This window comes from Enterobacter sp. PL_is514 (genome assembly GCF_055816715.1).
Genome location: NZ_JBVPGN010000036.1, coordinates 1 through 20,936, shown reverse-complemented (window position 1 = coordinate 20,936; position 20,936 = coordinate 1). Strand labels below are relative to the sequence as shown.

Genomic DNA, 20,936 nt, shown 5'->3' with positions numbered 1-20,936 from the left:
ATATAGAAACCATGCTGGTTTGAGACGTTTTAGATATGGAACTTCGTTATCTGCGGTATTTTGTCGCGGTGGCACGCGAGCGACACTTCACCAGAGCGGCCGAAGCGCTGGGTATTTCACAGCCTCCTCTGAGTCAGCAAATCAAACGGCTCGAAGAGGAAGTGGGTACGCCGTTGTTCAGACGTCTGACGCGGGGCGTGGAGCTGACCGAAGCGGGAGAAGCCTTCTACGAGGATGCCTGCAAGATCCTGGCGCTGAGCGATGCCGCGCTGGAGAAAGCCCGCGGCATCGCGCGCGGGCTGAACGGCAACCTGTCGATTGGCATTACCAGCTCCGACGCTTTTCATCCCAAAATTTTTACCCTGATTCGCCAGTTTCAGGTGCAGAACATGGCGGTGCAGGTTCACCAGGTGGAAGCCAATATGTCGTCGCTGACGACGATGCTGGCAGAGGGTGAACTGGATATCGCCTTCGTGCGCCTGCCGTGCGAGAGCAGCAAGGCGTTCGAGTTAAAAATCCTCGACCGGGAGCCGATGGTGGTGGCGCTGCATCGCGATCATCCGCTGGCGGCGTGCGATTCGCTGGCGTTAGAGCAGCTTCGGGAAACGCCGGTGGTGTTGTTCCCGCAGGAGGTCGCGCCGGGCCTGTATGACCGGGTTCACGGCTGCTGCGAGCGGGCCGGGATTGACGTGCAGCACGCGCTGCAGTCGTCGCAGCTTTCGTCCTCCCTGAGCATGGTCTCCGCTGGCGGCGGGTTCGCGCTGGTCCCCAAATCCATGGCGGCCATTTCACCGCCGAATGTCACCTATCACACGCTGAGTTCACCGGAGCTTTATACCGATATTGCGCTCTGCTGGCGGCGTTTTGAACGTTCGCGGACGGTGAAGCGGTTTTTGACGATGCTGAGCGAGGGGTGACGGCCGTGCGGCTGTGCCCGGCGGCGCTTCGCTTGCACGGGCCTACGGTTCGTGTCGCTTTTCTTTTTGCTCTTGTAGGCCGGGTAAGGCGCAGCCGCCACCCGGCAATGCCAGCCTCTGTCGTCAAATCACGGGATCTTAGAACGGTAAAGGTCTTGTTGATGCACGCTTCGGTACTACGTTTTCCTGGTAATTGTCTGCCGCAAACCATCTGTTACTCTGGCTGTGCTCAAAGGATGACAAGGAAGAACAATGCTGAACCCCGGATTCGTTACCCGCAAAGCGCTTGCTCAGTGGCGGGATGTTCCTGCTTTTCTCCCCCAGTTCCAGTTTCATGAAAAACACCGAGCGGTCATTCATACTGCGCATCCTGAAAATATTCTGCCGTTGATTGCCAACTTTGACGTCCGGCAAGATGCCGTGATTCGTCGGCTGATGTCTTTGCGGCAATTGCCGCAAAGATTTCTGCGCAATCAGCAGGCTAACTCAATCAGCAACTTTGGGCTGCACAGCTTTACGCTTTTGAAAAGCTCAGCCTCTGAGCTCAGCTACGGCTTAAAAGGCCAATTCTGGAGGACTGATTTCGGTCTGGAAAACGCACCGGATGCCATTGCTTTTCAGTCTCCAGCCGCGCCGGGCAGCGCAAAACTGTTGCTCCGCTACCAGGTAACGGAACTGGCGCCGGGTCAACATGAACTCTGTACGGAGACCTTCGTTTATTGTCCGGACAAACGAACTCACCTAAAAATGGTAGCCTACTGGCTGGCAATACGGGCCGGGAGCGGCTGGATCCGAAGAAGGACGCTGAAAGCGGTTAAGTCGAATATTGAAGGGCTGGAATGAGCGAGGAGCAGCGCTATGCTGCATAGAAAACAGTCTTACCTTTGGCCTTTATCATAATGATCATCAGATTGGTTTCGCGCATCTGATAACCCCCTGTTCAGCTCCCCGTTGACTTATTCACTCTGTGTTTTCATCATCCGTCTCTGAGACAACGCGAACCCGTTCGGTCTGTGAAGATCGAACGTAAGTTGACAACAGCAGCGCTAACCTTAAAAAGCGGGACTATTTGCTATGAATCCAAGGGAAAATATTGTCAGTACATTCAGTGAGTTGTCTGCAGAATTACAGCGTGCTGCCGAGTTCTCTCTCCAGAATACCAATCAGCTGGTCGTGCTATCGATGCGTGCCTTCGCCAGTGAAGCCGGTGTAAAACCCGCCACGCTGCTGCGGTTAGCGCAACGATTGGGTTACAACGGCTGGGGTGAACTCAAGAACGCATTCATTGATGAACTCGGACTGCGCAATGATACATATGTATCCAAAGCCGAGAAATTGATTGCCAAAGGCACTCAGCCGCAGCTGTATGAAGAGGTGTTTCAGGCGCATCAGGCAAATTTGGCTTTCACACAGCATGAAAACCATCAGGCCATGGAGCAGGCTGTATCGCTGCTGGACGCGGCTGAGAATGTCTATATTTGCGGCTTCCGGGCCAGCTTTCCTATCGCCTGGTCGCTGTTTTATGTCTATCGACTGTTCAATCGGCAAGCATCACTCATTGATGGTCTGGCGAGCAATATCGAGGTGTTCACCCGCGAATTAACAGCACAAGATTGCCTGTTACTCACCAGTTTTGCCCCCTATTCGCGTGAGTCGCTCGATGTCCTGCGCGCGGCCCAGCAGGCAGGCGCGACAATCGTCGCCATTACGGACTCTCCCGTCTCGCCATTAGCCCAGGCTGCCGATTGCACGCTGCTGTTTTCCATAGACAGCCCGTCGTTTTTTCCTTCCGTGGTGTCCGGTATGGGGCTCGCCGAGTGTTTACTGGCGATGCTGGTCGCGCGCCATGGTCGGGATGCAGTCAATAAAATCGAAAATGCTGAACGCTATCTTATCGACTCTGGCGCCTATGTGGTGCCCGCAAAATCCTGAAAAATAATTCATTTGCATCCGGCATAAGAAAACAGAATGCATTTGGATCAAAATGAAATTGACGTGATACAAATGAATCCTGCAAGATGCGCTTTATTAGCACAGCGTATTCAGGAGCAGGACCCGCATGACCCATATCATTCACCGCAGTCTACGCAACACGCCCGCCGTGGCGGTACGCGCCCAGGGAGCGTACATTTTTGATGCACAGGGAAAACAGTATCTGGATGCCTGCGGTGGCGCCGCCGTTTCCTGTTTAGGCCACGCGCATCCGGACGTTCTGGCTGCGATGCATCGCCAGATCGATCAACTGGCCTATGCCCACACCAGTTTTTTTACCAGCGACACCGTTGAACAGCTTGCTGAACAGCTGACGCGCACGGCGCCTGGCGATCTTAACTATGCCTATTTCGTTTCGGGCGGTTCGGAAGCGGTCGAAACTGCGCTCAAGCTGGCGCGCCAGTATTTTGTTGAGATCGGCCAGCCGTCGCGCACCAAATTTATCGCCCGTAAGCAGAGCTATCATGGCAATACCCTTGGCGCACTCGCGGTGGGAGGCAACGAATGGCGCCGCCGCCAGTTTGCTCCCTTGCTGATCGACGTTATTCGCGTTTCGGCCTGCAATGAGTATCGCGACCGCCGCGCAGATGAAACCCAGCAGCAATACACCACGCGTCTGCTCAACGAGCTGGAGCAAGCCATTATTGAGGCCGGTCCCGACACCATTATTGGTTTCTGTGCAGAAACCGTGGTGGGAGCCACCACCGGCGCCACGCCGCCTACCCCGGGCTATCTTAAAGGTGTACGCAACCTGTGTGATAAATACGGCATCCTCTATATCGCGGATGAAGTCATGTGCGGCATGGGACGCACCGGCACATTGCATGCGTTTGAACAGGATGATGTGGTGCCGGATTTGGTGACCATCGCGAAGGGGCTGGGGGGCGGCTATCAGCCGATTGGCGCAGTATTAGCGAGCGAGAAGATTGTCTCAGCGCTGCAGGCCGGTAGCGGTCTGTTCCAGCACGGGCACACCTACATTTGTCACGCGACCGCCGCGTCCGCAGCCCTGGCCGTGCAGCAGGTGATCGCGCGCGATAATTTACTGCAGGCGGTCAGGCAACAGGGGGCTTACCTGCACAACGCATTGCGTGAAGTGCTGGGGGAATTACCGCATGTCGGTGATACGCGTGGACGCGGCTTGTTTGCGGGCGTTGAGCTGGTACGCGATAAAGCCAGCAAAACCCCCTTCGATCCTGCCCTGAAACTGCACGCAGCAATCAAAGCAAACTGTATGTCACGTGGGCTGATGGTCTATCCAATGGGTGGAACGATTGACGGGCAATATGGCGACCATATCCTGATCGCCCCCCCGTTTATTGTCACGCCTGGCCAGCTCGACTTTGTAGTGGACACGCTGAACACCGTCATTCGCGAAGAGACCGGCAAATTATGATCAATCGTTTACCCCCACTGGCGGAGCATGAATGGGACGACCAGCAGCGTGCTTTGGCCGAAGAGATAATCAATGGGCCCCGCGGTGCGCTGCTGCCACCTTTCGAGCCGCTGCTGCGCAGTCCCGAGCTGATGGCGCATGCGCAACGCATGGGCGAATACCTGCGTTATCGCAGCGCGCTGGGACAGCGCCTGTCGGAACTGGCGATTTTGATGACCGCGCGGCACTGGTCACAGCCTGTGGAGTGGGCGATTCATGCGCCGATAGCGCGCGAGAAAGGTATTTCTGCCGCGGCAGTGCAGGCGATTAATGAAAAGCGTCTTCCAGAGGATCTGCAGCCGGATGAATGGGCGGTCTATCACTTTTGCAAGGAGTTACAGGAGCAGCAGAAGGTCAGCGATGCCACCTGGCAGCACGCTATCGCGCTGTGGGGCGAGAAAGGCGTGGTGGATCTAATCGGAATTAATGGTTATTACAGTTTTCTCTCGATGGTAATGAACGGCGCACAGACGCCGGTGCCCGACACCCGGGATGAGATTATTCCCGCATAAGTATCGTTTTAATTTTGGCACATGAAAGTGCGCCCTGCATATCAACTTTTTTATTTCCCCACCCTGCCGATATATTTCGCCGGGTGACATTCATGCACGCTACTTCACTGACGCCGAGGGTTATCATGTCTGGATTATTCACTAAATTAAAAGTTACGTTAGCGCTGGTCGCTTGCTCCGCCAGTTTTGTGGCAGAAGCGCAGGATAAATTAACGGTTGGCGTTGATACCGCCTTTGTCCCCTTTGAATTTAAACAAGGCGATAAATACGTCGGCTTTGATATTGATTTGTGGGATGCCATTGCTAAAAAAATGCACGTCAGCTACGAATTACGCCCGATGGACTTCGGGGGACTGATTCCGGGTTTGCAATCACGTAATCTGGATGTCGCCATGGCGGGCATTACGATAACCGACGCGCGTAAACAGGTCGTCGATTTCAGCGACGGTTATTATGATGCTGATTTATTAATGGCGGTGAAAAGCAGCGATAATACCATTACTAAATTCAGCGATTTAGCAGGAAAGAAAGTGGGATTAAAGCAGGGAACGGCGGCGGCCAGCTTTATGAAAAGCAAATATAAGGCGAACTATGTCGAATTCCCGAATATCGATAACGCCTATCTTGATTTGCAGGCAGGTAACCTTGATGCCGTGGTGCATGATTCGCCCAACGTACTCTATTACGTAAAAACGGCAGGTGATGGCAAAGTGAAATCGACCGGCGAGACTGACAGCATTCTGCCGCAGCACTACGGCTTTGCGATGCAGAAGAACAGCAGCCTGACGCCGAAGATCAACGCTGCGCTGCAGGCGCTACGTGCGGACGGCACTTACAGCAAGATTTACGTGAAGTGGTTTGCTAAACAGCCAAAATAATCCCGCCAGGTCGGAGCGATCCGACCTCGTTACATCTTAACGGGTAACATGATGAATTTCGACAGTAAATATATTTGGGAGTCCCTGCCGCTGTTGTTGCAAGGACTACAGCTGACGCTGATTATTTCATTATCAGGTTTATTGGGTGGTTTTGTTATTGGCCTGCTGGCGGGAACCTGCCGGGCGCTCGGAGGAAAAATATCAAAGACAGTCTCGTTAGTCTTTGTCGAGTTAATCCGCGGGACGCCTATTATGGTACAAGTGATGTTTATTTACTTCGCACTCCCCATGGTGTTACCGATTCATATCGATCCGGTAACCGCGGCCATTACGACTATTGTGATTAACTCGGGTGCTTATATTGCAGAAATCACCCGAGGGGCGATCCTCTCGATTAATAAAGGTTTTAGAGAGGCCAGCCTGGCAATGGGATTATCTCAGCGCAGCACGCTATGGCATGTCATTATGCCGCTGGCATTACGCCGTATGATCCCTGCGTTAGGTAATCAGTGGATTATCAGTATTAAAGACACCTCGCTGTTTATTGTGATTGGTGTGGCGGAATTGACTCGTCAGGGGCAAGAAATTATTGCCGGTAATTTCCGCGCGCTGGAAGTCTGGACCGCAGTGGCAATGATTTATCTGCTGGTGACGCTGTGCCTAAGTTTCCTGCTGAAGCAACTGGAGAAGAGGATCCATATTTTATGAGCATGGTTGAATTTAGCGCAGTGTCGAAAAATTTCGGCGCCACTCAGGTGCTGCACGACATCAATTTAAAAATTGACGCCGGCGAAGTCGTGGTGATCATCGGCCCTTCCGGTTCGGGCAAATCGACGCTGCTGCGCTGCATTAACAAGCTGGAGGAAATTTCCTCTGGCACGCTGCTGGTAGCGGGAATGCATATTACCGATCCTCACGCTAACGAATGTGATATCCGCCGCGAAGCCGGGATGGTGTTTCAGCAGTTCCATCTGTTCCCCCATCTGACGGCGCTGGAGAATGTGATGTTTGGTCCGGTTCGCGTACGCAAACAGAGCAAAGCCGCCGCGCGGGAGCAGGCGCTGGCGCTGCTGGACCGCGTTGGCTTACGCGAACGCGCCAGTCACTACCCATCAGAGCTCTCTGGCGGTCAGCAGCAACGCGTGGCCATTGCCAGAGCCCTGGCGGTGAAACCGAAAATGATGCTGTTCGATGAGCCAACCTCATCCCTGGACCCCGAATTACGGCACGAGGTGCTGAAAGTCATGCGCTCGCTGGCCGAAGAAGGCATGACCATGGTGATTGTGACCCACGAAATCGGCTTCGCCCGGGATGTGGCATCACGGCTCATCTTTATTGATGGCGGCACCATTGCCGAAGATGGTCCACCTGATATGCTGCTGAATAGCAGTCGCAATCCACGCCTGAAAGAATTTTTGCAACACGTATCCTGAACAGAAGTGAATGATAATACTATGAAAAAAATCGACATTCGTGGTTCCGCTTTTGCAGTAGGTCAGGAACTTGGCGCCTTTGGCCGCGAGGCCTGGCATGCAAAACTCACGCAAACGGCGTTGTGGCAAACCGTTACCGCCATGAAAGACGCAGAACAGACCCGAAGCATGCGCTCGCGGGTCCAGTCACACTATCCCCTGATCTGGCAGGAGCTGAAGGGATTAGCCGAGGGTCTGGATGCACCATTTGATGAGGTGTTTGCCTGGAACTGCCGCGGCGATCTGGTGCGCTCAACCTCTGATGGCTGTACCACGGTAGCGGGAAGAACCGCAGAGGGGGAGCTGATTATCGCGCATAATGAAGACGGTTTCCCGCAGCTTCGCAATGACTGCGCCATCGTCAGCATCACCCCGGATGACGGCCTGGCGTTCACCAGTTTTGCTTATCCAGGCTCAATTTGCGGACATACCTTCGCCGTAAACGAAAAGGGCGTGGTGAATACGGTGAATAACATTCGCGCTTTGCACCGTCCACGCGGAATGCCGCGCCAGGTATTAGCCCGCGCCGCGCTGAATGCCGCCACCTTAGATGAAGCCATCTCAATACTGACCACCGTGTCACGCGCCGGTGCATTTCATCATACGCTGGGACAAATGGGAGACAGCCGGCTGTTTAGCGTGGAAGCGACGGGAACAGGCTGTTCCGTCACGCCGCTGCGGGAGGTTTTCGCCCATGCTAATCACCTTATCCACCCTCAGCTTGCTGCGGTTGAGCAGGTGATCACCGACAGCTCCCGGTCACGCCAGCAGAGGTTAAACGCCTGGCTGGGGACGCAATCTCACCTTGATGGTGCGGCGGCACTGGGTATTCTTTCAGACCAGCATGATCCCGCGCTCCCGATTTATCGTCTCTCGCCAAACGATCCTGATGAAGAGAACACGCTTGCCACCGCCATTTTTACCCTGAGCATGTCGGAGATAAAATGGCAGATATTCACTCACGATCGGCAAAAACCCGCTTTACAGTCTTACTGAGCCGCTTCCGCACGTAATGCGGCCTGCACCGCTGGACGGGCATTAATTTTATCCCTGTACGCCAGCAGCGCAGGCCAGGGGCTCAGCTCGATGGAGAAGAACTTGCACCACCTCAGCACGGTAAAAAGATAGGCATCTGCCACGCTGAAGGTCGATCCTGTCAAATAAGCGCGAGTGGAGAGCGTTTCCTCAAGAAAACTGAACGGCCTGAAGAGCTTCTCACGAAAAATGGATTTGACCTCTTCGGGCAGCAGGCGGTTGAAAAGAGGAGCCGATCCCGCGTGTATTTCACTGGTGATAAAGTTAAGCCATTCCTGAAGCCGCACCCGCTCCCAGCTGTCTGCGCGCGGTGCCAGTCCCCTCTCCGGCTTGAGGTCAGCGAGGTATTGCAAAATCGCTGGCCCCTCGGTCAGGACATTTCCGTCATCCCGTTCAAGCGCGGCGACATAGCCTTTAGGGTTAATGGTCAGGAAGTCGCGCCCGTCAGCGGTAAGCTTGCTCCTGTTGTCCACTTTAACCAGCTCAAACTCAATCGCCAGTTCGCGAAGCACGATATGGGGTGAGAGTGAACAGGTGTCCGGGGCGTAATAGAGTTTCATAATCTCTCCGTTAAAGCTGTGAGTGATAAACATTCGGTTTGCATTCACTGTGCTTAAAACCGTTATCACTGTAAAATTAATGATTCATAAATTAACTATTAGCTGAGCTACTGATACCCATGATGAATCTGTTGCACTGGCGCCTGATGGTTGCCGTGGCGGACGCCAGTAATATTTCGCGTGCCGCTGAAGAGGTCGGCATGACGCAGTCGGGTGCCAGCCAGGCGATCGCTCAGTTAGAGGCTTCATTAGGATTTGCGGTATTTACGCGTGAGCGACGCCACGTCGGTGTTACAGCCCTGGGCGAGCGGGTTGTCAAAGAGGCAAGAAGCATGCTGGCACGGCTGGACGCCATCCGCACACTGGCGGATGAGAGCCGCGGGCTGAGTGGCGGGCGCATTCGACTTGCCAGTTTTCCGTCAGTAACGTCCACGCTTTTGCCGGGGCTGTTGCGGGACGTGAAGCGCCTGCATCCTGAAATAGAGGTGGTCGTACTGGAAGGCACGGACCAGGAGGTCGAAGAGTGGCTTGCGGCAGATACTGTTGATATCGGTGTGGTCATGAACCCTGTTCCCGGACGCGCGGATGCGATCCTGGGGCAAGATGCATGGGTCGCAGTGTTACCAGCCAACCACCGTCTGGCTCGCTATGCACGCACGCGCGGCATCACCCTTGAGGAACTGGCAGACCAGCCCTTCGTACTCGCCACAGGCGGTTGTGCCGTCAATGGAAAAAGCCTGATGGAGCAGACTGGGTTGGAACTGTCTGACGTACAGGTGACCGTCCGCGACTGGATCAGCGTCTGCCTGCTGGTACGCGAAGGCTTGGGCGTCGCACTGATACCTGAATCCGCTCTGCCGGATGAATTACGCGGTTTGTGCGTCGTGCCCGTGACGCCTTCGCTGTGCCGGGAGTTTGGGCTGGTTTGCTCCCAGGCGGGCAAATCTTCCCGCGCGACGCAGACGTTATTAGAAGGATTGATCAAAATGAAAAAGTCTGCGTAAAGAGTAACCGCGGTACAAAATGTGCCCGGCGGCTACGCCCTTCTGGAAGCCGCCTCGCAAACCTGCAAGCAACCTGATGTAATTCATGGCTATCCCTTTTTTTCCCTTCTTCGCGGTCGTAAAGTGCCTGCGTTGCGGCACATCCGTAACCGGGCGTAGGAACCCGTTAGCATAACATGACATTTTTTTGCACAACGAGGATGCTAAATGGCTACTACCCCTGAGTTTTCTTACGCGCTCTCTGCGGAAAGCGCTGTTTGTCACCTCATCAACAATTCAATTTCCGAATCTGCGGATCTCTTCCAACTGGCCGATGCCTGCACCGCCTATGTAAGCGTATTGGTGGAAACTGACGACGCGGTGACGTTTGCTACGCTCTGTAAGCGATTGCTGGCTGCGCTGAAGCGACTGCGGGAGTGCTGTGATGCTGAACTCCCGCCGTATCTGGTTGAACAGCTGATTGCGGGGGAAAAGATAACCTCCTGCGTACCGGACTGCTGGCAAGAGACAACGCTGCAGGTGGACTATGCCGTGGCATTAACGCTGGCGGTGATGGGCGGAACATTGCCTGCGAGCGTGGCGAAAGAACTCACCGGGCTTCTGCATGATATGGTCTGGCTAATGGCGGAGTTTGTGAAGGAGCCGTATATCGCGGCGCACTGAGACGAGAGATGGGAGGCCGGAAAACTGTTGAGTAAGAAGCAGGAATTTCGGCCTTACGCAAAATACAATGTTGTTTGTCGAATGTCCCTTAAGAGTGAAAGCGGACGTTATTGCGTGTATCTACAGCACGCACTTTTTCGCCAGAAACTTCATTTTTTCCATAAATAACATATAAAATAAAGGGTGTTATTGTTGCAATAAAGCGTCTTAAATATGAATCCCTATGAAGAAAAATACAGACAACTCATAGCGAATGGGGCTATAGCTTGGGCTGATAAAGGTTATTTCAGGGCAAAAGAACAGCAAGAAAAAATCTTTCAGTGGCTTGATTTTAATAATTATTTACCCCAACCTGGCGCGCCAATACTTGAAATGGGATGTGGTAATGGAGCGATGGCTGCGCAGTTTCTTGCTGAACGAGGATATTCAGTATGGGGTGTGGATTTTTCTGAAACCGCTATCAGATGGGCTGAAAGGCGTTTTCAACAAGCGGGCCTCTCCGCTCATTTTCTTGTCGGAAATGTTTGTCATATTTATCAATGCAAGGACTCAATGTTTGAGCTGGTTATTGATGGTAGTTGTTTGCATTGCCTGATAGATGATGACCGAACTCGCTTTTTCGCAGAAGCGAAAAGATTGCTCAAACCCGGCGGACGGCTTGTGATCAGCTCCATGTGTGGAAGCCCCCGTAATTCTGATGATATTAGTGTTTTTGATCCTATAAGACATCATTTACTGAAAGAAGGTCACCCCTGGCGTACCCTGAAACCTCTCCCTGCATTAACAAATGAGATACAGGAAGCACAATTTAACGTACTTGCAACAAAAGTTAATACCAACGAGTGGTGGGATCATGCCACTCTGGTATGTTCTTTGAAATAATTATCGGCTGATTGCTCGTTAAAGTTACATCCGCTTCAGTCATCGAAATTAGATGCTAGTCTGAATTCCGCTTTTAGCGAGGAGCGGAAGATGCCGACGCACATCAATTGGGCAAGAGATCGTGTGACAAACTAAAAAATGGCTACCGAAGCAGTGGTGATTCAGTCTGACATTACATGGCGCGCTTGGGTTTGATACAACGAATAAACCATGTCGCCAAAAACACATACGAAGATGATTTCGAGTCACAACTTCCTGGTCCCGTTCCATGGCAAAACAATTCATGCTGAAAGCACATTTGGGCGCAATGGACATGTTCTGATGCTTCATGGTGGCGGCAAAGATCGAACCGTTTTCTACAAATACCGGGATATTTTGGATACCCTGGGTTTTGGAACGACGGTATTTGACTTTACAGGTCATGGTGAAACGGGGGGAGACATTCACGAATCTTCTCTTTTTAATCGTACGATGCAAGCAGAGGCGGTTATCGCTTCTCTGGGGCAGACGCTTACAGGTTGTATGGGCATCAGTATGGGAGCCTATAATGCACTTCAGCTTAGTAAAGCGATGCAATTCCGATCTCTCATCCTTATGGTTCCAGGTGTCTACTCAACACTTGCATATAAAGTTAAGTTTGGCCCTGATTTCTCTGCAATAATACGCCAACCCAGGAATTGGGAACATACAGATGCATGGAACATTGCTGCTGAGTTTAACGGGAATTTACTGATTATTGCTGCCGAAAATGATGCAATCATCCCCTCAGAAATACCAGAAAAGCTGCTGTCTTCTGCATCATGCTGTAGTCAAAAGCAACTTCTGACCATTCCCAAAGCTGGACATAATAATATTTGGGAAAATGTCATGCTCTCACCTGCGCTATACGAAAACGTAAGATCGGCCTTTAAGCATTGTTTATCTGATTAAATCAATGACCGCTCCTGGCACGCAGCAGACAAGCACCATCTATTCCTCCCGCAACGAGGCCGTAGTCTTTTTGAAATGTAAGCAAAGAAAACAGTGGCTTATTAAAAACCCAATTAAAAATCATAGTTGACATATTAAACTTTAACACCCGCCTTTTTGTTAACACGTTGACTTAAAATGTTTTCATATTGTTAACATTGTGCATGCATTAGTTCTGTTTTTTATATTTTGATAACATCAATTCTGTTAAAACCATCACCAGGACAACTTTTGACTCATTAGTGGATTCTGTATCAAATTTTGTATGGAATAAATTACATAGATTAAATAACCCCATTTATGTTCCAGGGATTTTTTCTTTGAGATGTGTCGCAATATAAGCTTGTCTTCCAGAGTGAGAACTGGAAGTGAAAGGACAAGGTGTGTATAAATGAGGTGTTCTTTATATAACACTACTTGCTTATGGTGATGTAGTTGCATCTGCTGAAAAATTGATAGATGAGTAATTATAACGCCTGCTCTCAGTCGGTACTCTGGCCTTTTCATCCGGAAATTATGTTCAGGCTACCACTCTGTCTGCAAAATTACCCGGTATGTCGGCTACGATTGTCATGCCCCATGATGCTCCAGCCAAAGTATCGGCGACAAAAGTTAAGGCATCTGCCTTTTATCTAAGGAATAAGTCATGTTCAAGCCTATAAATCATCCTGTCGCGTTTGCGCTAACACTAGTATATGCCTCGCTATTTACTCATGGTTCTCAGGCTGCAACGGCCTCGCCGTCATTAACGACATATAGCCAAAAAGCGACTGAGACTCTGCCTAAATTGATGATCCTTGCTACCGGCGGTACCATTGCAGGACAGAGCACTGGTGAAGACTCCAGCTCTATCGGATACACATCCGGCGCCATCAGCCCAAGAGTATTGCTTGCAGCCGTTCCAGGATTGGATAAAAAAGCCCAGCTTAGTAGTGTCCAGGTCGCATCCATTGGTTCTCAGGACATGAATGATAAAATCTGGTTTGATCTTGCCCAGAAGATCGACGATCTGTTCAGTACAGGTGCCGCTGACGCTATTATTATTACCCATGGCACAGATACTCTTGAAGAAACAGCTTTTTTCCTCAGTCTGGTAATACATCACCCCCAGCCTGTTATTATTACTGGAGCCATGCGACCGGCGACAGCAACTGGTGCAGATGGCCCTGCTAATTTGCTTGAATCTGTGAATGCTGCTGTGGACAAACAATCGAAGGGACGGGGAGTAATGATTGTGATGAATGACACTATCCAGTCACCGATTTGGTCCACGAAATCGGATACAACCGGAGTGGCTACTTTTCAGTCACCTTACGCCGGCCCACTGGGTTATGTCGATGCGGCAGAAGTTCATTATATTACCCCGGTGCCGGCAGAATCTCGTCTGTCTCTACAATTACCTGCATCCCATAAACTTCCGCGGGTTGAGATCATTTATGCCCACAGTAATATGGACGATGTCCAAATCAACAATGCGGTGCGTGATGGTGCAAAAGGAATTATTCTCGCCGGCGTGGGAGACGGAAATACATCCGCCTCAGCGTTAGCTGCGCTCAAAGCGGCCCGGGAGCATGGACTTGTCGTGGTCCGCGCATCGCGCTCCTATACAGGAGCAGTAAAACGTAACGTCGAGGTCGATGATAACAAAGCCGGCTTTGTTGTTTCGTCGGGGCTGAATCCGGCAAAAGCACGGATCCTTACTCAGCTTCTGCTTGCAAACGGAAAGACTTCACCAGAAAACGTTCAGGCCGCATTCTGGTCAGTTACCGGCCATAAAAACTGACGTAAAAATACCCTTCGATAAGAGGCGTTTTCGATGCTTTTACAGATAATTTTTTATCTGGGGAAACGCCTGTGAAATATGGTGATCGGGCGGTATACCATAACGCATAGACATGATCCGCGCATGTTCACGTTTGACAAAATCAAAATTGACGGCAGTTTTGTTAAAGATGCCGTCGTTCGGCCGGACTGTGCCACTGTCGCTAGAGCTGTCGCTGAAGGTGTTGAAACTCAGGAGCAATTTGATCGTATCCTTGAGGAAGGTGTGCAGAGATAAAGGGTTATTTTTACGCGCCTCCCGTTCCGTGCGAAAGAGACGTTATTGCCGTGGAAAGGTTAAACAAACTCAGAGCAGGTTCCCCTGCAGCGAATACGGAACAGGGCTGCATCTGACTTCCATCCAGAGCTCAAACCCTTTCTTCTGATGACCAAACTCTCATAGAGGTACATCTAATCCCTTATCAAAGGCGATTTTTCAGGGGCGTTTGGGGTTGCAGACATTGTGAAGAGTGCGTGGGAAAAAGACGTCTCCCCAGGGGAGGAGACGTAAAGAATAAAATGCTAAACAACAACGCCATCACAGCGATAGATAATGTGTCGAAAACGGTTAAAACCAACGAAACCGTTTGCGTGGGTTATTTTCTCATAACCGCTCACCCTTAACAGCTACCAGAACGGGTAAAAACGACAGCTTGCATTTCCGTTATCCGATGAGCAGTTCTCTGTCTAACGGTTCGATCCGGTTTCTGACGTCATCAATAGTGGCGAACGTCATTCTGTGCCCCCTTAAACTGCTTCGATAGGGTCACGCTAAAGCGCAGAGCGGAACTGATAAGCCTACTGAGATGAAGTTCCGCTATGAGCGAAGAGCGGAAGTTCGCATTTGTCATGACCGCCGGGATGCATGACTAACATTGGCGTGTGATAATCAACGAGGACCAGGTCATATAATCCTGCTTCAAACAATCTTTCCGCTCGTTTAGCTCTGCTGGTATTCCTTGCAAACAAAGTGTGAAAATACTCCAGAGGCCATTCAGTGAAGTCTTTAGACCATATAACAGTCACATCAAGAATCTACATTCCAGCAAAAGAGTGTTTAAGGCGACTTACCCAGCGGAAGCAAAAACAGCTGTCCTGCTGCCGTCTCTGCTTTTCCCTTGTACCGAGCTTTCTGTTCGCATCGAAATAATACGCAAGGCAACGATATTTTATAGCCATTATTATAAGTTGGAGAGTTTTTAATAGGGACGCATAATATCATTATCAGTGCTTTAATTTTTTTTTAATAGACATTCCATTCACTGAGATTAACTCATGCTAATAATTTAATTGTCACAACCAAAACTCAACCCAATAAAATAAAACATCTTTATTTTTAAAATTTACCTATGTGTTAATCGTGGGGCGTGTCATGAATAAAGTCAAGCTTACTATTCCATTTATATTATCTGCGGTTATTTCAGGATGTGCTGAGACACAAGAACCGGGTATCGTAGCTAAAGAATGGGCAAGAAATACCCGCCAGTTAAACATATTCCCTATATTCCCCCCCAAAGAGCGCTTTTATCCTGGGGATGTGTATATTTTCCCATTCGTCTCTCCTAATATGATAAATAAAGTTCCCTCTAAGTTTTATACAATAAAACCGATCAGATTTACGAGGTTCGATGTTTCAGATCTGCTTGAAGAAGAACAAACTATACCAACGTTACCCCAGACTCAGGGTTGGGACACATTAGGAAATGCTAATTCACGGACAGGTGCATTTGTTAGCTACCCTTCAAGTGAAGCCAGACAGAATGGAGTGATTGCGTTTCCTGGCTACTCTTTTGCTTCAGTGAGTGATGTAAGCTTAGGTCTGGGGACAGTGACAAGTGCTCTTGCTCAAACGTTTTCTTTCGCCAGTAGTTCTAAACGTAATATCACTTTCAGTGTACCGTATGCAGAAGTCATTAGTCTGGACTTCAGCTCTGCTATGGATAGATTTTTATTGTATAAGGCTAGCGTTGATAAAAATGAGACATCGAAATTGCAGTATCTGGATAGGCAAATGCAGATGTTAATCGATAATTTACTTGATGATTCAAATAATAATTATGGTATAACTCCTGGTATTGTTTTTGTTACAGACGTTTATTACGCTAGGTCAATTAATGTCACTATAACTTCAACAGACGGGGGTAGTGCTTCGGAGTCTGCAACGTTGGCAAAACTAACTGCTTTAACATCTCAAAAACAGTCACTAGTCACTAAATTAAATGAATTAAAAGCTCAAAACAAAGCATTAAACGCCAAGCCTGGAAGTAATGAGGCAGCAGCAGGAGAACCATCAAAATCGGCTCAAAATTCATCAGGAGTAGCAGCCTCAAGCGATCAAAACTCAACACCTGAGATAGATTCGTTAGAAAGCCAAATCAACGCATTAGACCTACAACTGAAAGTGCTCTCTCAATCCATTGCGCCAGATACCTTAGGTTTTACGGGAAATATAACCAGAGCCTCTGGAAACAGTGTTACATTGAATCAGGTTTTTAAATATCCGGTTGCTATTGGTTATAATGGTATAACTATGCCTGTAAAGGATTTTATTGAGATGAAAGTGGATATTAAACCATCTCCAGTAGGACCCTTTAATAATCAAGTCACCCAGCAAATAGATTCATCCACAAATACCCAAAAATCTACAAACCCCAAAATGTCTACAAAACCACAAAAAAAACCTGTGGTAAAAGTAACAACTGATTGGGGTAATTTACCAAAGGATTCCAGCCAGCCCTTGAAATTACCTATTGAACCGTCGAAGAATCTTGATATTCTGTTGGATGATGAGAAGAAAAATTAATTGAACCCATGAAATTATAAGATATTATAAATTCAAAGGATTGTTAACTTATAGCCCTTCTTAATATTAAAGGGAATTATATAATTCATTTTATTGTCCTCCAATATTGATGCGGACGTATTCAATTATTTCCCATTAGCAATGAACGTTCAAACTTCATCGGGTAGGTCCTAGTTCAACGTATAGGGGGAATAGACAGTTACTATAGATCAAGCGATTAAGAGATACCGCTAGGCAACGTCCGCTTCTGGCACAAAGCGGACATATCTTTCGCTTTCACCTCATACAGTGACGTAGCAATCCTATTCGCCGTTAAACGTTGGCTCAGCACATGTGCCCTCTACTCGAAATGTCCCGCCTGCATCTTTTAAAGTTCGGGTGCTAAGATAGCCATGTAGTAGCTAAAACCTTACGGTAATTGTAGCGGCACATCACTGCCATCAAACATTTCTCTTAAATACTTTTCAAGCGATTTAAAATCTTTTGCTGCAGGAATGACCACGCGATATTCGCTGATGCCAATTTTTTTTGCGGCATCATCATTAAGCACGATCACAAGTTTGCCATCTGTGAGTTGAACGGAACGAATAGAGTCTGTTAACTCATATTCCGTTGACTCACTCTGAAATCCAATGCAGTCGTTAATAGGTAATTCATCCTCATCAAATCGTCCGATAATGATAAAGTTTTTTGGATCATGAGTGTCATCTCCTATTCCGATAGTGAGAACATCATTTTCTTCAAAGCAGTTAATATACGCTGCAATAAGATTTTTAACATTACTCATCAGTTGTCCTTGTCTTGAATCGTTTTGCTCCTGACAGATTTTACCGAAAGCATGATATTCATTAACATGTTAGTATCGTAAAAGTAGTCGAAGATTGCATCCGCACAAATATTTTTAATATTGCTCCTGTTAAAGGCAAAGTATATATTTCCGGCATAGCGAAGCGGCTGATGTGCCATCGCCATGCGATTCACAACACATGGGAAACCTTGGCTCCGATGACGTACCTCGCCAAAGCTGCCGAGCTGGCCGCTTCCGCGCACTTAGCCGCATTCGTCGGTTATCACGAAATCGATTTGACTTCTTCGGGCAGCACGAGGTTGAAAAGAGCTGTAGATACAGCGTGATTTTAAGATGAATGTTGACCTTATCTGGGATCGGTATATTCATCCTTTGGTTATGCGTCTATTCACTATGTCATTCACATAATGTTCAATCGAAATATTGTGCTCCCGATTAATTTTAGAAATGAATGCGCTAAGATGCTCTTGCGATGCATGAAGGGTAGTGGCAATAAGGTTATCAAAATCGTTCTGAGTGAATCGTTTATGTCCCTTCAACGTCGAACGCTGGAGCAAAGTGTGTGCGGTCACTTCCAGGACGGCCCGCCGGTAATGATCGGACAGCAGGACGTCAAGATCGATCTGACGAATATCAAACTCAAAATGAAAACTTACAAATCCCGATTCGACAGGTAAGGAATAAATCAGTTTGTCACCTAATTGCTCAACGTAAGGTTCATATCCTTCTCCCATTACTCGCGTAGTCTGCATATAATCCCTTTCCTCTCATGCATTAGATTAATTTCTCTTGAATAAATACACCGCATTACTATTTTAAATCTTGTTTAAAACATCCGTAAAAAGAGAACATCACCTCGCTATAAAAGAATATTTTACCGTGAGGGTTTCCTTTTAAAGAAAAAATCTATCCATAAAAATAATTATAAAACGCATTGAAGTTTTCATTACCGATAAGAGGCACAATCCTTCCCTGCAATTCATAAATAAAATCATCTTTTACTTCGTCATTATCATCTGCTATATCAAAGATATCGTACTGGCCATATACCAAATCAATAAGCTCAGCTAGAGAAAATATGAACCCAGAGAGACTACTAGCTATCTGAAACGGTTCAATTACATCACAACCTGCATAAACAGAGGAACTCCCTTCATCGATAACCGCAATTATAGGTTTACCTCCGCCTAAATCATTACCAATAACAAGATAATTATCTGGTAAGTATTCATAACCACTTTGAGCCTTCAAGAGCTCACTGGCTGAGTGAAGTTTAATTGGCGTGAAGCCTGTTTCAATCTTTAACTTTTCAGGATTATAATTTTCATATAAAAATTCCACCTCTGTCGAACGAGGTAAGTTGCACGGGAAGGCATTGTCCAGATCAGTGACGGTGCTGAAACTTCCTGACAGCGAGTGTTTATTGCAAATGACAATAAGTTGTTTTAATGCTTTTTCAATCTCATTCACAATAGTCTCAGACGCATCCATAAATATAGCCCTCAGTAATAACCAATTAATTTAGAATTACATTCTCAGTATGTACTACCTTCAAATAAGCTAAGTAAATCAATTTTTAATTAATCTCTCGCTCTTTAAATCAAAGCTCTATGAAGTTATCGTTCTCGAGATAAAAATTTGAACCTGATATGAAATCCGCTACAGATGGTTTTTCTCTTTGGATAGAGATATTATGTAATACATCTATAAATTGATCTCCATAGAAAAACAACTCTAGAGAATTATCAACAACAAAATCAGGATATACTTCCTCATCGTCATCACTAATGACAGGATAGTTATCTAAATAACAAACAAGCTCTTCTTTAGCAAATGCTTCATATTCTTTTGTATACACACAAAAATCATCTAATGTATTCCCACCCATAATTTTATATATTAAGCCATCTAACCCATACGCTTTTCTGTATTCTAGCCAACTCATACGCACAATCCTTGAGGGTTATCTTTTATACTTTGCAAAGCAAGTAGTTAATGATAAAATCATATATTGAATTGGAATTTAAATGTTTTTATAATCCGGGAAAATCATTCCCCGGACCATTTTAGCTAATTAAAATCATACTCACATTAATAAATAGGGTCAGCAAAATCTATTCCTTTCACATTATTCTTAGAAAGGAACTCTTTTAATTCATTTGAAATAATTACGCAAGATTTATATTCACTACATCTTGCCATACTAAAATCTTCAACAACATTTTCTTTGAAGACTATTTTACTAAACTTCCTTGGACCATTAGGTAAATAACTTAATATAGGTTGGCTTTCTGAAGCTTCCATATCGATGCATGAAACCTCTCTTAGTATATTAATTATTTTATACCCTTGATGTTGGGTTTCATTTACAGTTACAGTTGCGTCAATAAGTTGAACATCAGTCCGAAAAACATCGTGACAAGAAATTAGTGATGCTAGTCTGGGTGATATGAATATAGGCCCATCACTATAATAAAAATCATATGCAAGCAGTGCCTTCTCACTCACCTTAGATTTTAATTTAAAAAAATACCCCTCGTTACTTTCAATTGATTTACATTGAGAAAAAGCACTTCCAGATATGTCAGGGTGCTGGTATTCAAACCAATAACTATTGGGGTAATCAGAAGCAATTCGTAGCTCATACATACTTAGCACCTCGCTTTTCTAACCGAGTTTTTGTTAAGAATAGTTTTCCCACCGCGTAAATCGGCACGTTCATTTTTTATAATTTCACTAACAGCTTGTTTATACTCTGCTTGTTTCCAGCCGTTTTCCTTCCCGTATTCATATATAGCATCCATCTGGTCACCTATATTTTTTGTATAAACAGGGTGAGACCCACTATGGATTGTTCTTGTCGGATGGTAATCAGCTGACTTAGGTAAATAAATAACATTTTTAATATCATGGATATTAAAATCAGCCGCTTTTATTAAATCATGGCCTTTTAACTGTTGTGGAATAATATGATGCTTTTGGAAACCAGTAATACTCGGCATCGTGTTATAGGTCAGCAATCCAAGCGGATCAATCCACCCCAACGGGTTCGGCGCATACTGATAAAGGTTCCACCCACCATTCAACCCAATCGGATCCTGCACAATAAACCGCCCGACCTGCGGGTCGTAGTAGCGGAACAGGTTATAGTGCAGTCCCGTCTCACCGTCAGCGTACTGCCCGGC

Annotated in this window: 23 protein-coding genes and 1 pseudogene; 17 read left to right on the top strand and 7 right to left on the bottom strand. The window is 47.6% G+C overall.

Features of this window, described 5'->3' with window-relative positions; translation table 11 throughout:
- Positions 1 to 35 precede the first annotated feature (35 nt).
- From AC0TNG_RS20415 to AC0TNG_RS20375, 9 genes are all read left to right on the top strand, one after another.
- Positions 36 to 917: a LysR family transcriptional regulator gene (locus AC0TNG_RS20415; RefSeq protein ID WP_032649661.1), complete on the top strand. Its 882-nt coding sequence runs from the start codon at positions 36 to 38 to the stop codon at positions 915 to 917.
- Positions 918 to 1,169: 252 nt separating this feature from the next.
- Complete coding sequence (locus AC0TNG_RS20410) at positions 1,170 to 1,760, top strand: hypothetical protein (RefSeq protein ID WP_024906950.1); 591 nt, start codon at positions 1,170 to 1,172, stop codon at positions 1,758 to 1,760.
- Between the two features lie 231 nt (positions 1,761 to 1,991).
- Positions 1,992 to 2,849, top strand: a complete 858-nt coding sequence (locus AC0TNG_RS20405) for a MurR/RpiR family transcriptional regulator (RefSeq protein WP_473713006.1) — start codon at positions 1,992 to 1,994, stop codon at positions 2,847 to 2,849.
- A gap of 127 nt (positions 2,850 to 2,976) precedes the next feature.
- On the top strand, positions 2,977 to 4,305 hold the full coding sequence (locus AC0TNG_RS20400) for an aspartate aminotransferase family protein (protein WP_048993199.1): 1,329 nt from the start codon (positions 2,977 to 2,979) through the stop codon (positions 4,303 to 4,305).
- A complete protein-coding gene (locus AC0TNG_RS20395) occupies positions 4,302 to 4,856 on the top strand; it encodes a carboxymuconolactone decarboxylase family protein (RefSeq protein WP_175557789.1) in 555 nt (184 codons plus the stop codon). Before AC0TNG_RS20400 ends, AC0TNG_RS20395 begins: the two co-directional genes overlap by 4 nt.
- Before the next feature lie 125 nt (positions 4,857 to 4,981).
- Positions 4,982 to 5,734 (top strand): glutamine ABC transporter substrate-binding protein GlnH, encoded by a 753-nt coding sequence (gene glnH, locus AC0TNG_RS20390; RefSeq protein ID WP_032649674.1) that lies wholly within the window; start codon positions 4,982 to 4,984, stop codon positions 5,732 to 5,734.
- A gap of 51 nt (positions 5,735 to 5,785) precedes the next feature.
- Positions 5,786 to 6,442 carry a glutamine ABC transporter permease GlnP gene (gene glnP / locus AC0TNG_RS20385; protein ID WP_024906945.1) on the top strand — a complete coding sequence of 219 codons (657 nt, stop codon included), beginning with the start codon at positions 5,786 to 5,788 and terminating at the stop codon, positions 6,440 to 6,442.
- 2 nt (positions 6,443 to 6,444) lie between these two features.
- Entirely contained in the window at positions 6,445 to 7,167 is a 723-nt protein-coding gene (glnQ, locus tag AC0TNG_RS20380; protein WP_473713183.1) for a glutamine ABC transporter ATP-binding protein GlnQ, read from the top strand.
- A gap of 21 nt (positions 7,168 to 7,188) precedes the next feature.
- Entirely contained in the window at positions 7,189 to 8,202 is a 1,014-nt protein-coding gene (locus tag AC0TNG_RS20375; protein WP_473713003.1) for a C45 family autoproteolytic acyltransferase/hydolase, read from the top strand.
- On the opposite strand, the gene gstA is transcribed toward AC0TNG_RS20375, so the two are convergent.
- Positions 8,196 to 8,801 (bottom strand): glutathione transferase GstA, encoded by a 606-nt coding sequence (gene gstA, locus AC0TNG_RS20370; protein ID WP_024906942.1) that lies wholly within the window; start codon positions 8,799 to 8,801, stop codon positions 8,196 to 8,198. The genes AC0TNG_RS20375 and gstA overlap by 7 nt on opposite strands.
- Before the next feature lie 119 nt (positions 8,802 to 8,920).
- On the opposite strand from gstA, the gene AC0TNG_RS20365 reads away from it, so the two are divergent.
- From AC0TNG_RS20365 to AC0TNG_RS20330, 8 genes and pseudogenes are all read left to right on the top strand, one after another.
- Positions 8,921 to 9,805, top strand: a complete 885-nt coding sequence (locus AC0TNG_RS20365) for a LysR family transcriptional regulator (RefSeq protein ID WP_417927050.1) — start codon at positions 8,921 to 8,923, stop codon at positions 9,803 to 9,805.
- A gap of 207 nt (positions 9,806 to 10,012) precedes the next feature.
- On the top strand, positions 10,013 to 10,468 hold the full coding sequence (locus tag AC0TNG_RS20360; protein WP_417927048.1) for a hypothetical protein: 456 nt from the start codon (positions 10,013 to 10,015) through the stop codon (positions 10,466 to 10,468).
- 213 nt (positions 10,469 to 10,681) lie between these two features.
- Positions 10,682 to 11,350 carry a class I SAM-dependent methyltransferase gene (locus AC0TNG_RS20355; protein ID WP_071994451.1) on the top strand — a complete coding sequence of 223 codons (669 nt, stop codon included), beginning with the start codon at positions 10,682 to 10,684 and terminating at the stop codon, positions 11,348 to 11,350.
- Between the two features lie 210 nt (positions 11,351 to 11,560).
- Complete coding sequence (locus tag AC0TNG_RS20350) at positions 11,561 to 12,280, top strand: alpha/beta fold hydrolase (protein ID WP_061715811.1); 720 nt, start codon at positions 11,561 to 11,563, stop codon at positions 12,278 to 12,280.
- 533 nt (positions 12,281 to 12,813) lie between these two features.
- Positions 12,814 to 12,930 (top strand): annotated as a pseudogene (locus AC0TNG_RS20345) (serine dehydratase); the annotation flags it as partial.
- 35 nt (positions 12,931 to 12,965) lie between these two features.
- Positions 12,966 to 14,102 carry an asparaginase gene (locus AC0TNG_RS20340; protein WP_090417899.1) on the top strand — a complete coding sequence of 379 codons (1,137 nt, stop codon included), beginning with the start codon at positions 12,966 to 12,968 and terminating at the stop codon, positions 14,100 to 14,102.
- Between the two features lie 123 nt (positions 14,103 to 14,225).
- Positions 14,226 to 14,378 carry a hypothetical protein gene (locus AC0TNG_RS20335; protein WP_155267924.1) on the top strand — a complete coding sequence of 51 codons (153 nt, stop codon included), beginning with the start codon at positions 14,226 to 14,228 and terminating at the stop codon, positions 14,376 to 14,378.
- Positions 14,379 to 15,512: 1,134 nt separating this feature from the next.
- On the top strand, positions 15,513 to 16,943 hold the full coding sequence (locus tag AC0TNG_RS20330) for a hypothetical protein (protein WP_473713000.1): 1,431 nt from the start codon (positions 15,513 to 15,515) through the stop codon (positions 16,941 to 16,943).
- A 409-nt stretch (positions 16,944 to 17,352) separates the two neighbouring features.
- Here the strand turns inward: AC0TNG_RS20330 and AC0TNG_RS20325 are convergent, their stop codons facing one another.
- The 6 genes from AC0TNG_RS20325 to AC0TNG_RS20300 form a co-directional block, all read right to left on the bottom strand.
- Positions 17,353 to 17,730, bottom strand: coding sequence for a hypothetical protein (locus AC0TNG_RS20325; protein ID WP_048993206.1), 378 nt, complete (start codon positions 17,728 to 17,730; stop codon positions 17,353 to 17,355).
- Between the two features lie 386 nt (positions 17,731 to 18,116).
- A complete protein-coding gene (locus tag AC0TNG_RS20320; protein WP_024906923.1) occupies positions 18,117 to 18,503 on the bottom strand; it encodes a hypothetical protein in 387 nt (128 codons plus the stop codon).
- 154 nt (positions 18,504 to 18,657) lie between these two features.
- Positions 18,658 to 19,242, bottom strand: coding sequence for a hypothetical protein (locus AC0TNG_RS20315; RefSeq protein ID WP_473712999.1), 585 nt, complete (start codon positions 19,240 to 19,242; stop codon positions 18,658 to 18,660).
- Positions 19,243 to 19,351: 109 nt separating this feature from the next.
- Positions 19,352 to 19,696: a DUF7716 domain-containing protein gene (locus tag AC0TNG_RS20310; protein ID WP_048993214.1), complete on the bottom strand. Its 345-nt coding sequence runs from the start codon at positions 19,694 to 19,696 to the stop codon at positions 19,352 to 19,354.
- Positions 19,697 to 19,842: 146 nt separating this feature from the next.
- Positions 19,843 to 20,400 carry an imm11 family protein gene (locus AC0TNG_RS20305; RefSeq protein WP_290094564.1) on the bottom strand — a complete coding sequence of 186 codons (558 nt, stop codon included), beginning with the start codon at positions 20,398 to 20,400 and terminating at the stop codon, positions 19,843 to 19,845.
- Between the two features lie 2 nt (positions 20,401 to 20,402).
- On the bottom strand, positions 20,403 to 20,936 hold a 534-nt coding region (locus tag AC0TNG_RS20300; protein ID WP_473712996.1), incomplete at its 5' end, for an RHS repeat-associated core domain-containing protein.